At 75.4% G+C, this 13,266-nt stretch carries 14 protein-coding genes; 7 read left to right on the forward strand and 7 right to left on the reverse strand.

What is annotated here, in order from left to right:
• Positions 1-27: 27 nt before the first annotated feature.
• Positions 28-1,074: a LacI family DNA-binding transcriptional regulator gene (locus tag FHX36_RS14795; RefSeq protein WP_183513858.1), complete on the reverse strand. Its 1,047-nt coding sequence runs from the start codon at positions 1,072-1,074 to the stop codon at positions 28-30.
• A gap of 182 nt (positions 1,075-1,256) precedes the next feature.
• Here FHX36_RS14795 and FHX36_RS14800 point away from each other — a divergent pair, with 182 nt between their 5' ends.
• Positions 1,257-1,748 carry a YceI family protein gene (locus tag FHX36_RS14800; RefSeq protein WP_110553725.1) on the forward strand — a complete coding sequence of 164 codons (492 nt, stop codon included), beginning with the start codon at positions 1,257-1,259 and terminating at the stop codon, positions 1,746-1,748.
• A gap of 67 nt (positions 1,749-1,815) precedes the next feature.
• Here the strand turns inward: FHX36_RS14800 and FHX36_RS14805 are convergent, their stop codons facing one another.
• On the reverse strand, positions 1,816-2,898 hold the full coding sequence (locus tag FHX36_RS14805) for an alkene reductase (protein WP_110553723.1): 1,083 nt from the start codon (positions 2,896-2,898) through the stop codon (positions 1,816-1,818).
• A gap of 138 nt (positions 2,899-3,036) precedes the next feature.
• On the opposite strand from FHX36_RS14805, the gene FHX36_RS14810 reads away from it, so the two are divergent.
• Positions 3,037-3,858: an SDR family oxidoreductase gene (locus FHX36_RS14810; RefSeq protein WP_110553722.1), complete on the forward strand. Its 822-nt coding sequence runs from the start codon at positions 3,037-3,039 to the stop codon at positions 3,856-3,858.
• 81 nt (positions 3,859-3,939) lie between these two features.
• Here the strand turns inward: FHX36_RS14810 and FHX36_RS14815 are convergent, their stop codons facing one another.
• Positions 3,940-5,763 carry an ABC transporter ATP-binding protein gene (locus FHX36_RS14815; RefSeq protein WP_110553720.1) on the reverse strand — a complete coding sequence of 608 codons (1,824 nt, stop codon included), beginning with the start codon at positions 5,761-5,763 and terminating at the stop codon, positions 3,940-3,942.
• Between the two features lie 75 nt (positions 5,764-5,838).
• Here FHX36_RS14815 and FHX36_RS14820 point away from each other — a divergent pair, with 75 nt between their 5' ends.
• Positions 5,839-6,270 carry a MarR family winged helix-turn-helix transcriptional regulator gene (locus FHX36_RS14820; protein WP_343056625.1) on the forward strand — a complete coding sequence of 144 codons (432 nt, stop codon included), beginning with the start codon at positions 5,839-5,841 and terminating at the stop codon, positions 6,268-6,270.
• Position 6,271: 1 nt separating this feature from the next.
• Here FHX36_RS14820 and FHX36_RS14825 read toward each other — a convergent pair whose 3' ends face one another.
• A complete protein-coding gene (locus FHX36_RS14825) occupies positions 6,272-6,781 on the reverse strand; it encodes a DUF3291 domain-containing protein (RefSeq protein WP_181428910.1) in 510 nt (169 codons plus the stop codon).
• A gap of 170 nt (positions 6,782-6,951) precedes the next feature.
• Between FHX36_RS14825 and FHX36_RS14830 the strand changes: the two genes are divergently transcribed.
• Positions 6,952-7,773 (forward strand): dienelactone hydrolase family protein, encoded by an 822-nt coding sequence (locus tag FHX36_RS14830; protein WP_110553870.1) that lies wholly within the window; start codon positions 6,952-6,954, stop codon positions 7,771-7,773.
• Positions 7,774-7,884: 111 nt separating this feature from the next.
• Entirely contained in the window at positions 7,885-8,289 is a 405-nt protein-coding gene (locus FHX36_RS14835; protein ID WP_110553871.1) for a hypothetical protein, read from the forward strand.
• Between the two features lie 9 nt (positions 8,290-8,298).
• Here FHX36_RS14835 and FHX36_RS14840 read toward each other — a convergent pair whose 3' ends face one another.
• Complete coding sequence (locus FHX36_RS14840; RefSeq protein WP_220036066.1) at positions 8,299-8,673, reverse strand: VOC family protein; 375 nt, start codon at positions 8,671-8,673, stop codon at positions 8,299-8,301.
• 103 nt (positions 8,674-8,776) lie between these two features.
• Complete coding sequence (locus FHX36_RS23590; protein WP_146251699.1) at positions 8,777-9,994, reverse strand: right-handed parallel beta-helix repeat-containing protein; 1,218 nt, start codon at positions 9,992-9,994, stop codon at positions 8,777-8,779.
• Between the two features lie 374 nt (positions 9,995-10,368).
• On the opposite strand from FHX36_RS23590, the gene FHX36_RS14850 reads away from it, so the two are divergent.
• Both FHX36_RS14850 and FHX36_RS14855 read left to right on the forward strand, forming a co-directional pair.
• Entirely contained in the window at positions 10,369-11,355 is a 987-nt protein-coding gene (locus tag FHX36_RS14850; protein ID WP_183513859.1) for an ABC transporter ATP-binding protein, read from the forward strand.
• Positions 11,352-12,239: an ABC transporter permease subunit gene (locus FHX36_RS14855; RefSeq protein ID WP_343056626.1), complete on the forward strand. Its 888-nt coding sequence runs from the start codon at positions 11,352-11,354 to the stop codon at positions 12,237-12,239. Before FHX36_RS14850 ends, FHX36_RS14855 begins: the two co-directional genes overlap by 4 nt.
• Before the next feature lie 16 nt (positions 12,240-12,255).
• On the opposite strand, the gene FHX36_RS14860 is transcribed toward FHX36_RS14855, so the two are convergent.
• Positions 12,256-12,969, reverse strand: a complete 714-nt coding sequence (locus tag FHX36_RS14860) for a LuxR C-terminal-related transcriptional regulator (RefSeq protein ID WP_258372879.1) — start codon at positions 12,967-12,969, stop codon at positions 12,256-12,258.
• Between the last annotated feature and the right edge of the window lie 297 nt (positions 12,970-13,266).

A 13,266-nucleotide genomic window follows, 5' to 3' on the forward strand; every position in this document is an offset into this window, starting at 1 on the left:
GGACGAGATCGGGACGGGCCGTGCGGGTCATGCGGGGGCGCCGTCCGGTGGCGGGCTGGACCGCCGGACGACGAGACGGGTGGGGACGACGACCGACCGCGGCGGCAGCCCCGGGGCGGCGATCCGCTCGAACAGCAGGTCGACCGCGGCCTGGCCGATGCCGCCGGCGTCCTGGGCGACCGTGCTGAGCGGCGGGTCGAGGACGTCGGCGAGGTCGAGCTCGTCGAAGCCGACGTGCGCCGGGCGCGGGCCGGGGCGGTCGTGCAGGTGGTGCAGCAGGGCGACGCTGGCCCGGTTGTTGCCGGTGACCACGGCGGTGACGCCGGAGGCGGCCCAGCCGGCGGCCGCGGCCGCGACGCCGTCGGGGTCCAGCGCGCCCAGCGTGACCAGGCCCTCGGTGGGCAGCCCGCGCTCGGCGCAGGCGGCGAGGAAGCCGTCGCGGCGCTGCCGGGAGGTCCAGAACCGCTCGTCGTCGCCGAGGTAGGCGATCCGGCGGTGGCCCTGGTCGGCCAGGTGGTGGACCGCCTGCGCGACGCCGCCGGCGTTGTCCGACAGCACCTCGTCGGTGCCGTGGTCGGCGCTGGGCCGGTCGAGCAGCACCGCGGGGACGTCGGGCGGCAGGTTCGCCGTCAGCACCTCGTCGCCGACCAGGTTGGGGGCGATGAGCAGGCCGTCGACCCGGCGGGCCGCGAAGGCCTGCACCAGCCGGCCGGCCCGCTCGGGGTCGCCGTCGGCGGAGCCGGTGAGCAGCAGGTAGCCGCGCTCGCGGGCGCTGCGCTCGACCGCGGCGGTGACCGCCGAGTAGAACGACCCGGCGAGGTCCTCCAGGACCAGCCCGATGCTCGCGGTGCTGGTGCCGCGGCGCAGGTGGCTGGCGCCGTCGTGGCGGCGGAAGCCCAGCTCGGCGATGGCCCGCTGGACGCGCTCGACGGTCTCCGGGCGCACCCCGGGCTCGGCGTTCACCACCCGGCTGACGGTCTTCTGCGAGGTGCCGGCCGCCCGGGCGACGTCGACCATCGTGGGCAGCCGGGCACCGCCCTGGGCTGCGGCGACGTCGGATGACAACGTAGTCATCGGCTCGTCGGGTGCGCCCGATGACAACGTAGTCATGCGGGGGATCGTCGGGGTGATGGCGAGCACATGTCAAGCGACCGGCCGGAAGTCGAACGGGCCGAGTCCGTTCCGTGTCGCTCCCGGTTGCCGGCTGCCCGGCCGGGCCGGGAGTGTTCCCCCAGCTCACGCGACCGGAGGCCCGCATGACCACTGCCCTGCCCGCACCGGGCACCTACCTCGTCGACCCGGCCGGCTCGACCGTCCGGTTCACCACCACGCACCTGTGGGGGCTGGGCACCGTGCGCGGCAGCCTGGCGGTCACCGGGGGCCGGATCACCGTGGCCGCTGACCGGGTCGAGGCGGTCGGCACGGTCGCAGCGGCCAGCTTCGACACCGGGAACGGCGCGCGCGACGGGGCGGTGCGGTCGGCGAGGTACCTGGACGCCGAGGCGCACCCGGAGATCACGCTCCGGGCGGCCGGCCCGCCCACCGGTCCGGTGCCGGGTGAGCTCACCGTGCGTGGCCGGACGGCGCCGGTGGAGCTGGCGGTGGTCGACGTCCAGCCCGACGGCGACGTCCTCGTCGTGCGGCTGACCACGACGGTCGACCGCTACGCCCACGGCCTGACGGCGCAGAAGGGGATGACCGGCCGGCACCTGCAGCTCGAGCTCACCGCCCGGGCCACCCGCGCCTGACCTCCTGCGGTTGCGCCCTGGAGCACGCCCCCCCCGGGTGGGATGCGCGCTCCAGGGCGCAAACGGATCAGCTCTGGCTGAGCTGCAGCGTCGGGTAGTCGGTGTAGCCCCGCGCGCCCGGTGCGTAGAAGGTCGCCGGGTCGGGCTCGTTCTCCGGGTGCTCACCGGCCCAGCGCTCGACCAGGTCGGGGTTGGCGATGGCCAGCCGGCCCACCGCGACGCAGTCGGCGTGCGCGGCCTCGATCAGCCGCACCGCCTCCTCGCGGGTGGTCACCGTGCCGAAGCCGGAGTTGGCGATCAGCGGGCCGCCGAAGCGGCGGCGCAGCTCCTGGACGAGCTCACCGGCCGGCTCGGCGTGCAGCACCGACAGGTAGGCCAGGCCCAGCGGGCGCAGCGCGTCGATCAGCGCGCCGTAGGTGGCCCGGACGTCCTCGTGGTCGGTCTCCAGCGCGTCCTGGATGCCGTGCTCCGGCGAGATCCGCAACCCGACCCTGCCGGGCCCGATCGCCTCGGCGACCGCGGTGACGACCTCGATCACGTACCGGGCCCGGTTCTCGGGCGACCCGCCGTAGACGTCGTCGCGCCGGTTGCTCGCCGGGGAGAGGAACTCGTGCAGCAGGTAGCCGTTGGCGCCGTGCACCTCCACGCCGTCCAGGCCGGCCTCGACCGCGCGGCGCGCCGCGGCGACGAAGTCGTCGCGGACCTCGGCGGCCTCCTCGACGGTCAGCGCGTGCGGCACCGGGTAGGGCTGCTTGCCCTTCTCGGTGTGGCCGGCGCCCTGGATGGCGATGGCGCTGGGCGCCTCGACCCGGCGGCCACCGTTGACGTCGGGGTGGGTGACCCGGCCGCCGTGCATCACCTGCATGACGATCCGGCCGCCCTCGGCGTGGACGGCGTCGGCGACCCGGCGCCAGCCGGCCACCTGCTCGTCGGTGACGATGCCGGGCTGGCCGACGAAGGCCTGGGACTCGTACCGGGGGTAGGTGCCCTCGGTGATGATCAGGCCGAGGCCGGCCCGCTGGCGGTAGTGCTCGACGACCAGGTCACCGGGGACGCCGTCCGCACCGGACCGCATCCGGGTCAGCGGGGCCATGACGACGCGGTTGGCCAGCTGGAGGTCACCGAGGGTGACGGGGGAGAACAGGTCCATGCCCGGTGCCAAGGTCGTTGCCCCGGCTCACCATTCCGGGACCGGGGCGACTGCGGCGATCGTCACGTCCGGCGGGAACACCTCCGGGGCCCTGTGCGCTGGCCCACCTCGGACGCTCTACGAGAGGACACAGCACCCATGACCAAGACCTGGTTCATCACCGGCGCATCGCGCGGCTTCGGCAAGGAGTGGTCGATCGCGGCCCTCGAGCGCGGGGACAGCGTCGCCGCCACCGCCCGCGACACCTCCTCCCTCGACGACCTGGTGCAGCAGTTCGGCGACAAGGTCCTGCCGATCCAGCTGGACGTCGACGACCGCGCCGCCGTGTTCGCCGCGGTCGCCCGGGCCCACGAGCACTTCGGGCGGCTGGACGTCGTCGTCAACAACGCCGGGTACGGGCAGTTCGGGATGGTCGAGGAGATCTCCGAGGCCGAGGCGCGCGCGCAGTTCGACACCAACGTGTTCGGCGCGCTGTTCGTCACCCAGGCCGCGCTCCCCTTCCTGCGCGAGCAGGGCTCGGGGCACTTCCTGCAGGTGTCGAGCATCGGCGGCATCACCGCGTTCCCGAACATCGGCATCTACAACGCCTCGAAGTGGGCGCTCGAGGCGTTCAGCCAGTCGCTGGCCGCCGAGGTCGCCGACTTCGGCATCAAGGTCACGCTGATCGAGCCGGGCGGGTTCTCCACCGACTGGGGTGGCGCCTCCGCCAAGCACGCCGAGCCCAACCCGGCCTACGACGAGTACCGGGAGAAGGCCGCCGAGCAGCGCAGGGCCCGGGTGGCCTCGCCCGGCGACCCGACCGCCAGCCGCGCCGCCGTCCTGGCGGTCGTCGACGCGGAGGAGCCGCCGCTGCGGGTCTTCTTCGGCGACGGCCCGCTGGCCATCGCGACCCGCGACTACGAGTCGCGGCTGGCCGAGTGGCGCCAGTGGGAGCACGTCTCGAAGCTCGCCCAGGGCTGACCCTCTCCGCCCGTTGCGCCACGGAGCCCCCTTCCCGGTGCGGGAAGGGGGCTCCGTGGCGCACTCGCGGGGTGCGGCAGGTCAGCCGACGAGGACGGCGTCCCGCTCGGCGATCCCGGCCAGCTCGGCGTAGCGGCCGCCCAGGGCCAGCAGCTCCTCGTGGGTGCCCTGCTCGACGACCCGGCCGTGCGCGAGCACCGCGATCAGGTCGGCGTGCCGCACGGTGGAGAGGCGGTGGGCGATGGTGATCGTCGTCCGGCCCCGGCTGGCCTCGTCCAGCGCGACCTGGACGGCGCGCTCGGTGGCGTTGTCCAGCGCGCTGGTCGCCTCGTCGAGCACCAGCACCCGCGGGTCGCGGAGCAGCGTCCGGGCGATCGCCAGCCGCTGCTTCTCCCCGCCGGAGAACCGGTGCCCGCGGGCGCCGACCACGGTGTCGTAGCCGTCGGGCAGCGCGGCGATGACGTCGTGCACCTGCGCCCGGCGGGCGGCCGCGACCATCTCCGCCTCGGTGGCGTCGGGCTTGGCGTGCCGCAGGTTCTCCCGGATCGTGCCGTGCAGCAGGTAGGTCTCCTGCGACACGACGCCGACCACCCGGGCCAGGTCGGCCAGCGCCACGTCCCGCACGTCGGTGCCGTCGATGGTCACCCGCCCGGACGTCGGGTCGTTGAGCCGGGCCACCAGCGAGGCCAGCGTGCTCTTGCCCGAACCGGTCTCGCCCACCAGCGCGAGCGTGGCGCCGGCGGGGACGACCAGGTCGACGTCGTCCAGCGCGGGCCGGTGGCCGTCGGCGTAGGAGAAGCCGACGTGCGAGAAGCGGACCTCGCCCCGGACGTCGTCCAGCGGCACCGGGGAGGCCGGGTCGTCGATGTCGACGGGCAGGTCCAGGTACTCGAACACCCGGCTGAACAGCGCCATCGAGGCGGTCAGCGCGACGCCGACGTCCAGCAGGCCCATCAGCGGGCGGAACAGCGCGCCCTGGAGCGTGGTGAAGGCGACCAGCGTGCCGATGGTCATGCCGCCGCTGGTCGCGGGCAGGCCGGCGGCCAGGTAGATCAGCGCGGGGATGCCGGCGAACACGATGCTCATGGTGGCCATCCGCCAGCGGCCGGCGAGCTGGGAGCGCACCTCCAGGCCGACCAGGTCGTCCGACGTCCCGGCGAAGCGCTGCGACTGGGCGGGGCCGGCACCGAGGGTCTTGCCGAGCAGGACGCCGCTGACGCTCAGCCCCTCCTCGACCTGGGAGTGCAGGTCGGAGAGGTACCGCTGGCGCTGGGCGGTGATGGTGCGGCGCATCCGCGCGACCTTGCGGGTCAGCCAGATGGCCGGCGGCAGCACGATGAGCGAGAGCAGCGAGAGCCGCCAGCTCAGCGCGGCCATGGCGACGGCGGTGCCGATCACCGTGGTGGCGTTGGAGGCCAGCGACGTGGCGGTGGAGGTGACCACCGACTGCATGCCGCCGATGTCGTTGGTCAGCCGGGACTGCACCTCCCCGCCCTTGGTGCGGGTGAAGAAGCCCAGCGACTGGCGCTGCAGGTGGGTGAAGACCGCGGTGCGCAGGCCGTGCATGACGTGCTGGCCGACCGTCGTGGACAGCCAGGTCTGCAGCACGCCGAGCACGGCGGTGACGGCGGTGACCGCGACCATGCCGGCGACGGCCCAGGCGAGCAGCCGGACGTCCTGGCGCGGGAGGGCCTCGTCGATGACCAGCCGGACGAGGAACGGCGTGGCCAGCGCGATGAGCGAGGAGGCCACGATGAGCGCGACCACGAGGGTCAGCTGCCCGCGGTACGGGCGGAACAGGCCGGCGACGCGGCTCCAGCGCACGGGCGAGCGCTCGAGCTGGGCCTTGTCGGCCGGGTCGGGTCGGCCGCCGCGGCGGCCCCCGGTGTCGGTGTTGTCGTCCAAGCGACCACCCCTTCGGATTGATGCTGAGGTTACCTCACGGTGTGGTAACCGCACAGCTCTCGCTACGATTCCCGGGTGGCCGACCCCCCGAGGACCGACGACGGGACGGCGCTGCTCGGTGACCTGGTGATGCGGCTGGCCCGCACGCTGCGCCGGCGGTTCAGCGCGGTGCTGGAGCCGTGGGAGCTGTCGCCGCACCAGGCCCGGGCGCTGCGGGTGGTCTGCGCCCGCGACGGGGTGCGCCTGTCGGAGCTGGCCGAGGCGCTGCGGATCGCGCCGCGCTCGGCGACCGAGGTGGCCGACGGGCTGCAGGACCGGGGCCTGGTCGTGCGCGCCGCCGACCCGGCCGACCGGCGGGCCGTGGTGCTCACGCCCACCGACGACGGCCGCCGGGTGCAGCGCGAGGTGGACGCCGCCCGGGCCGCCGACGCCGAGGAGCTCTTCGCCCGGCTCTCCCCGGGCGACCGCACCGAGCTGGCCCGCATCCTGCGCTCCCTGGCCGACTGACTCAGCGCCGGCGGTCGGCCGGGCGCCACGGCGGGAGCTCGCGCGGTCCCTGGCGGCGCGGGCTGGGCCGGCCGTCGGGCTCGAAGCGCTGGCGCATGCCGAACGCCCGCGCGGTCGGGCCGTACCGCTGCAGGTACCGCAGCCGCCGGACCGCGTCGTCCGCGGAGGGCCGGTCGCCGTCGTCCACCCACCACAGCACCGCCGCGGGCTGGGTCACCGGCTCGAACCAGCGGCTGCGCCGTCGCAGGTAGGAGGCGTGCGCGCTGCGGTAGACGAACTCGTGCAGCGGCGGGTAGGCGGTCCAGACCGAGAGGTTCACCAGCACCGGCGCGTCGTCGTCCTCGACCACCACGGCCCCATGACCGTCCCCCGGGAGGAGCCGCCACACGAACCCGGGGCTGGCCTCGGCGAGGGAGTTGACGGTGTCCAGCGCCAGCACGAACTCGCGCATCACCGGGTCGTCCCACGGCGCGCGCGGGCGGAAGAGGTTCGCCTGCGCCAGCTGTGCCACCCGGCCGATCGTCGGCGACCGGCCCCGCCGGCGCCAGCCCAGCGGCGGGCCGCCGTTGTGCGCGGATCGTCGGGTCCGGGGCCGGGACACGACGTCCTGCGCACACTCGCGGGCGACGCCGCGCGGCGGAGGGGTCGACGCGCAGCGGTCCCGTGCTCCACGATCAGCCGATGACAGAGCCGTCATCGTCCGTACTGGCCGGCTGGGCCGTCGAGCCCTTCAGCAACGCCGGCATCACCCACGACCTCTACACGCGCGGGACCGGGCCCGGGGTCGTGCTGCTGCCGGAGATCCCCGGCATGACGCCCGAGGTGATGGGCCTTGCCGACCACCTGGTCGACGCCGGCTTCACGGTCACCGTCATCTCGCTGTTCGGTCAGCCCGGCCGGCCGCTGTCCCCCGGCTACGGGGCGCGGTCGTTCGCCGGCGCCTGCATCAACCGCGAGTTCCGCGCCTTCGCCAAGCGCGCCGACCGGCCGGTGGCCGAGTACGTGCGGGCCGTGGCGCGCCGGGTGCACGACCGGGTGGGCGGTCCGGGCGTCGGCGTCATCGGCATGTGCTTCAGCGGCGGCTTCGCGCTCGCCTCGGCCGTGGAGCCCGCCGTCCTGGCGCCGGTGGCCAGCCAGCCGAGCCTGCCGATGCCGCTCACCGGCGGCCGCCGCCGGGACCTCGGCATGTCCGACCGCGAGCGGGACGCCATCTCGACGCGGGTCCAGGAGGACGGCCTGTGCCTGGTCGGCCTGCGGTTCAGCGAGGACAGCGCCTCCCCGACCGACCGGTTCCGCTCGCTGCGCGCCGCCTTCGGCGACGGCTGGCTGCCGATCTCGCTGAACTCCCGGCCCGGCAACCCGGCCGGCATCGGCAAGCGCGAGCACATGGTGCTGACCAGCAAGGACGTCGACACCCCGGGCCACCCGACGAACGAGGCGCGCGCCCAGGTGACGGCGTTCCTGCGGGAACGCCTCGGGGTGCGGACCGCCGCGGACGCCTGACCGCAGGACCCGGGCGCGGGCCGGCCCGGCACCGCGCCCGGGTCGGCCGACCCGGTACGCCGGCTGCGAACACGCTGGCGTCAAGCTGCCCTGACGAGGACCGTCGGGCAGGTGACCAGCCCCGCGGACCTCGCCCGCCAGCACACCCTGCGCACCGCGGTCGCCCGCTTCGACGACCTGCGGACCCGCGACTCCCTCGCCGACCCCACCGCTGAGGACTCCGTCGAGGCCGAGCGGCTCTCCCAGACCGAGGCCCTGGAGCTGCTCGCGCTCGGCCAGGTCATCACCAGCAAGGCCGGCTACGGCCAGCAGCTCGCGGTCCGGTCGGCCCGCGAGGCCGGCGCGACCTGGTCGGCGATCGGCCGCGCGCTGGACGTGAGCAAGCAGGCGGCCTGGGAGGCGCACACCCGCTGGATCGAGGACCAGGCCGCCCTGCACCGGGCCAGCGGCCACCGCGGGCTCGACGAGGTGTCCGCCGCCCGGGCCAAGCGCCTGGCCGGGCCGCCGGAGAGCTGAGCCGGCGCCTCAGCCGGACGTGTAGAGGCAGAACGGGTGGCCGGCCGGGTCGAGCATGACCCGGACGTCGTCCTGCGGCTGGAACTCGGCCACCCGGGCCCCGAGCGACTGGGCGAACCCGGTCGCGGCGACCAGGTCGTCGACCTCGACGTCGAGGTGCAGCTGCATCTGCTGGTCGCCGGGGCCCTGCGGCCAGGTCGGCGGCACGTGGTCGGTCTCCAGCTGGAAGGACAGCCCCGGCCCCCCCGGCCCCAGGGTCACCCACCCCGGTTCGTCGGTGGCCACCTCCCGGCCGAGCAGCTCGGCGTAGAAGCGGGCCAGCCCGCGCGGGTCGGGCGTGCCGAGCACCGTGCTGGTCAGGGTCATCCGGGGTCGGGCGGGCACAGCTGCCTCCTGCGGTGATCGGTCCGGCCGGCTCGGCGCAGCGTGGGACGAGGCCCCCTCCCGGCGGGGAAGGGGCCTCGTTCCGTGCGCTGACGGGGCAGGGTCAGCAGAGCCCGCCCGGGTTGCTGGTCGAGCAGAGGTTGTGCCGGATGACGATCCCCGGTCCGGCGGGTCCCAGGAACGGGTTCGCGGGCTCCCCCGGGGTCACGAAGATGTCGACCGGGGCGTTGTCGGCGAAGTGGTTGGCGGTCACCTCGACGTGCTCCACCGGCCCCGGTCCGGGAACGCCCTCCGGCAGGGTGCCCGGCGGTGGGGCGAAGGTGACCAGGCTCAGGCCGCCCCCCGGGTAGTTGACCGGCGCCGCGCCGGCCGGGACGTTCGCGCGGTTGCCGGTCACCGTGTTGGCCCGGATGGTCACGTGGTCGGCGTTGGTGACCGACATCCCCACCCCCGACACGACCTGGCTGCCGTCGCGGCCGGCCAGGCAGTACCGGTTGTTGGCGACCGCGGCGTTGGCGGTGATCCGGAAGTCGCCGCCCTGGACGTTCCCCGTGGCGTCGGGCACCTCGGTGGCGGCGTCGTCGAACATGAGCACGCCGACGCAGTTGCCGGTGACCGTGTTGCCGGTGATCCGGCCGCCGCGGGACTCGCGGATGAAGATGCCCAGGTTGTAGCCCTGGACCCAGTTGGCCGTGATCCGGGCGTTCGCGCCGTTCGAGTCGCCGATGCCGATCCCGCCGGTGCCGGCGTACCAGGGGGCCCCGCGGTCGACGCCCTTCTCCACGTTCGCGGCGATCCGGATGTTCGTGGAGGCCGCGGCGCTGATGCCGTACCGCTCGTGGCCGGTGCCCGAGGTGGCGTGCACGTCGAAGCCGTTGGCCCCCCACGCGACGATCCCGTTGGCCGGGTGGTTGCGGGTGCTCAGCGAGGAGACCGTGACCGGGCCGTCGGGGTAGAGGAAGAACAGCCCCGAGACGTCGTCGGCCAGGGTCCTCGGGTTGCCCTCGGCGTCCGACCGCTCGTGCGCCTCCCAGCAGGGGTTCGTGGCCACCTCGGGCAGCGGTGCGGCCTGCCCCCAGTCGGGCCAGGTGATCGTCGTCCGCCCCATGCCCGCGCCGACGATCTTCAGCGCCTTGTGGTCGATGCAGACCGCCTCGGTGAAGGTGCCGGCACCGAGCCGGATCGTGTCGCCGGAGGCGGCCCGGTCGACCGCCGCCTGGATCGACTCGCCGGGGTTGACGGTGTGGGTGCTGCCGCCGCGGGCGGCCGCGGTGCCCGCAGGCAGGGCGGCGAGCACGAGGGCCCCGGCCAGGACGACCACCCGGCTCCGGGAGCGCCATCGGCTCCTGCTGGTCCTGGCCGTGCTGGTGCTGCCGGTGGTGCGCATCATCGCCCTCCCCGTTCGAGCCACGCTGGTCGACGAGCCGGTGCGGAGCTGACCTCGGCACCCGGTCCCTGGCGAGGACCACCCTGACCTGCGCGCCCGCCCAGGCCCAGCGGCCAGGAGTCGGCACCTCGGCCCGCCCGAGGTGGCAACCCCCGACCAGCGCCGTGGGCCGGGTACGACCTGGGGCGTGTGCCTGCACGACCGCCGGTGCGCGCCCGCGGCCCGGCCTCCCCCGCCCTGCGACCGATTCGGCCGCGACCTCCCGGGACGACGTCGACAGCGTGTGGCCACCGGAGCACAGTCCGGCCATGCAGCCTGCGCAGACCGTCCGGTCCGGGCCTGCCGCCGAGCGGCCGGCCACCGACGAGGTGGTGGTGATCTCCCGGCTGACCAAGCGCTACGGCTCCCGCGCCGCCGTCGAGGACCTGTCGCTGACCGTCCGCCGCGGGGAGGTCTACGGCTTCCTCGGCCCCAACGGCGCCGGCAAGACCACCACCCTGCGGGCGCTGCTGGGGCTGGTGCGGCCGACCAGCGGGACGGCGACCGTGCTCGGCCGGCCGGCCGGCGCACCGTCGCCGGGGGTCGGCGCGCTGATCGAGGGGCCGGGCTTCTACCCCTACCTCTCCGGGCGGCAGAACCTCCGGGTGCTCGCCCGCTACGCCGGCGCCGCCCCCGACCGGGTCGACGCCGTGCTCGGCACCGTCGACCTCCTCGACCGGGCCGACGACCGCTACAGCACCTGGTCGCTGGGCATGAAGCAGCGGCTGGGGGTCGCGGCGGCGCTGCTCAAGGACCCGGAGGTCGTCGTCCTCGACGAGCCCACCAACGGGCTGGACCCGGCGGGCATCACCGACATGCGGGCCCTGCTCCGCCGGCTCGCCGCCGACGGCCGCACCGTGCTGCTCTCCAGCCACCTGCTCGGCGAGGTCGAGCAGGTGTGCGACCGGGTGGCGGTCATCTCCGCCGGTCGCCTGGTGGTCGAGGGCAGCGTGGACGAGCTCGTGGGGCTGCGCCGGCTGGTGGTCGAGGCCGAGCCGCTGGGCGAGGCCGCCGCGGTCGCCACCCGGCTGCTCGGCGCCGACCGGGTGTCCGTGGTCGACGGGGCGCTGCACCTGCAGGCCGGACCCGAGGACGCCGCCCGGGTCAACCGGGCCCTGGTGCACGCCGACGTCGACGTGACCGGGCTGCGCCAGGAGGCGCAGACGCTGGAGGCGGTCTTCCTGCGGATGACCGGGCCGCCACCGGGCGCCGCCGGCCCGACCGCGGACGGTGCCGGGCGCGGAGCGCTGCGGTGAGCGCGGCGACGATCGCGCGGCCGGCGCCGCGCCGGGCCGCCGGGTCGCTCGGGGCGATGGTGACCGCCGAGCTGGGCAAGCTGCTGCGGCGGCCGGCGACCTGGGTGCTGCTGGGGCTGTGGCCGTCGCTGCAGCTGGTGTTCAGCACCGTCATCCCCTTCGTCAGCTACCGGCGCGGCGCCTCCTACGAGGGCAGCCCGCCGGAGGAGCTGCTGGCGGGCACGCTGCCCGACCGGCTGGTGGAGAACAGCCTGTCCGGGCTCCCGCTGTTCGGTGGCGCCCTGCTGCTCACCCTGGGCGCGCTGCTGGCCGGCAGCGAGTACGGCTGGGGGACGCTGAAGACCCTGCTCGGCCAGGGCCCCCGCCGGACGCAGGTCCTCGCCGCCCAGCTGCTCGCGCTGCTCGTGGTGCTCGCCGGGGCGGTGCTGGTGAGCTTCCTGGTCACCGGGTGCGTCAGCGGGCTGATCGCCGCCGGCGAGTCCGCGCCGGCCGACTGGCCCTCGGCCGGCCGGCTCGCCCGGGGCCTCGGCGGCGGCCTGCTCATCGCCGCCACCTGGGGGGCGCTCGGCGTGCTGCTGGGCACCGCGCTGCGCAGCACCGCCCTGCCGATCGGGCTCGGGCTGGTGTGGGTGCTGGCCGTGGAGAACCTGGTGGTCAACGTGGCCGCGCCGCTGCTGGGGTTCTTCGATGCCGCCCAGGCCGCGCTGCCCGGGGTGAACGCCGGCTCGCTGGTCGCGGCGCTGGCCGGCGAGCAGGCGACGCTGCGCACCCCCGGCGTGGCCGCGATCGTCGACGGGACGCAGGCGGCCTGGGTGCTGGGCGGCTTCCTGCTCCTGTTCACCGCGCTCACCGGCCTGCTGCTGGCCCGGCGCGACGTCGTGTGAGGGGCGGCCCCGGCCGCTAGGCGGCCGGGGAGTGGTCGCGGTTGACCAGGATGGCCAGCTGCGTGCGGGTGCGCACCTCCAGCCGGCGCATCACCGCGGTGAGGTGGCTCTTCACCGTCGCCGGGCTCAGGAACAGCCGGCGGGCGATCTCCTCGTTGCTCAGGCCCTGCGCCACCAGCGCGGCCACCTCGCGCTGCCGCTCGGTGAGCCGGTCCAGGGCCCGGCGCTCGGGGGAGACCTGGGCGCCGTCGCCGGTCAGGTAGGTGACCAGCTGGGTGGTGACCGTGGAGTCCAGCGCCGCCTCGTGCCGGGCCAGCGCCCGGACCGCCTCGACCAGGCGCTGCGCGGCGGCGCGGCGGGGCAGGAAGCCCCGCACGCCGGCCTGCAGCACGTCGACGAGCGCCGCCCGGTTGCCGGCGCAGGACTCGGCCAGCACCAGCACGGCCGTCCCGCGCTGGCACAGCTCCCGCAGCAGCGGCAGGGTGGCGCCGCCCACCAGCCCCTGCCGGACGACGACGACCTGCGTGCCGGGGCGCTCGGCCACCGCGAGCGCCTCCTCGAGGTCGGCGGTCTCGGCCACCACGGCGATGTCGGGCTGGGCCTCGAACACCGCGCGCAGCCCGAGCCGGAAGACCTCCTGGTCCTCGCAGAGCAGCACCTGCACCAGCGGTCGCGGCGGCCGGCTCGCGCAGGGCTGCAGGACGTTCGGTGACCGCCGTTGCTCCGGCACCCGGGCCACGTCGTGGAGGAGGGCGCGTGCCCTCGGCTCCTCCGACGGGCGCAGCTGCAGGCCGCGGTGGCCCGGATCCGTCCCTACGTCGTCGCTGCCCATGCGGACTCCCCTGCTCCGCCCCGTGACGCAGCCCATCCACCGCCCCGGGGGCCGGCGGATCGCGGTCCGCTCGTCCCTGAGCTGACGGTGATTGCGCTGCACAGACGGTAGCGGACGATTCAGTGCGGATGACAGTCGTCTCCCACATTTCGCACAGCCTGCGCACAGAGCCCTGTGCGCCGTGCTGCGCCGCGG

The sequence above is a fragment of the Modestobacter versicolor genome, from assembly GCF_014195485.1.
Classification (GTDB): Bacteria; Actinomycetota; Actinomycetes; order Mycobacteriales; family Geodermatophilaceae; genus Modestobacter; species Modestobacter versicolor.

Coding starts and splice junctions, on each gene's coding strand:
- FHX36_RS14830 (WP_110553870.1), top strand. CDS start 6,952: ATGACAGAGCCGTCATCGTCCGTACTGGCCGGCTGGGCCGTCGAGCCC.
- FHX36_RS14795 (WP_183513858.1), bottom strand. CDS start 1,074: ATGACTACGTTGTCATCCGACGTCGCCGCAGCCCAGGGCGGTGCCCGG.
- FHX36_RS14810 (WP_110553722.1), top strand. CDS start 3,037: ATGACCAAGACCTGGTTCATCACCGGCGCATCGCGCGGCTTCGGCAAG.
- FHX36_RS14850 (WP_183513859.1), top strand. CDS start 10,369: ATGCAGCCTGCGCAGACCGTCCGGTCCGGGCCTGCCGCCGAGCGGCCG.
- FHX36_RS14800 (WP_110553725.1), top strand. CDS start 1,257: ATGACCACTGCCCTGCCCGCACCGGGCACCTACCTCGTCGACCCGGCC.
- FHX36_RS14805 (WP_110553723.1), bottom strand. CDS start 2,898: ATGGACCTGTTCTCCCCCGTCACCCTCGGTGACCTCCAGCTGGCCAAC.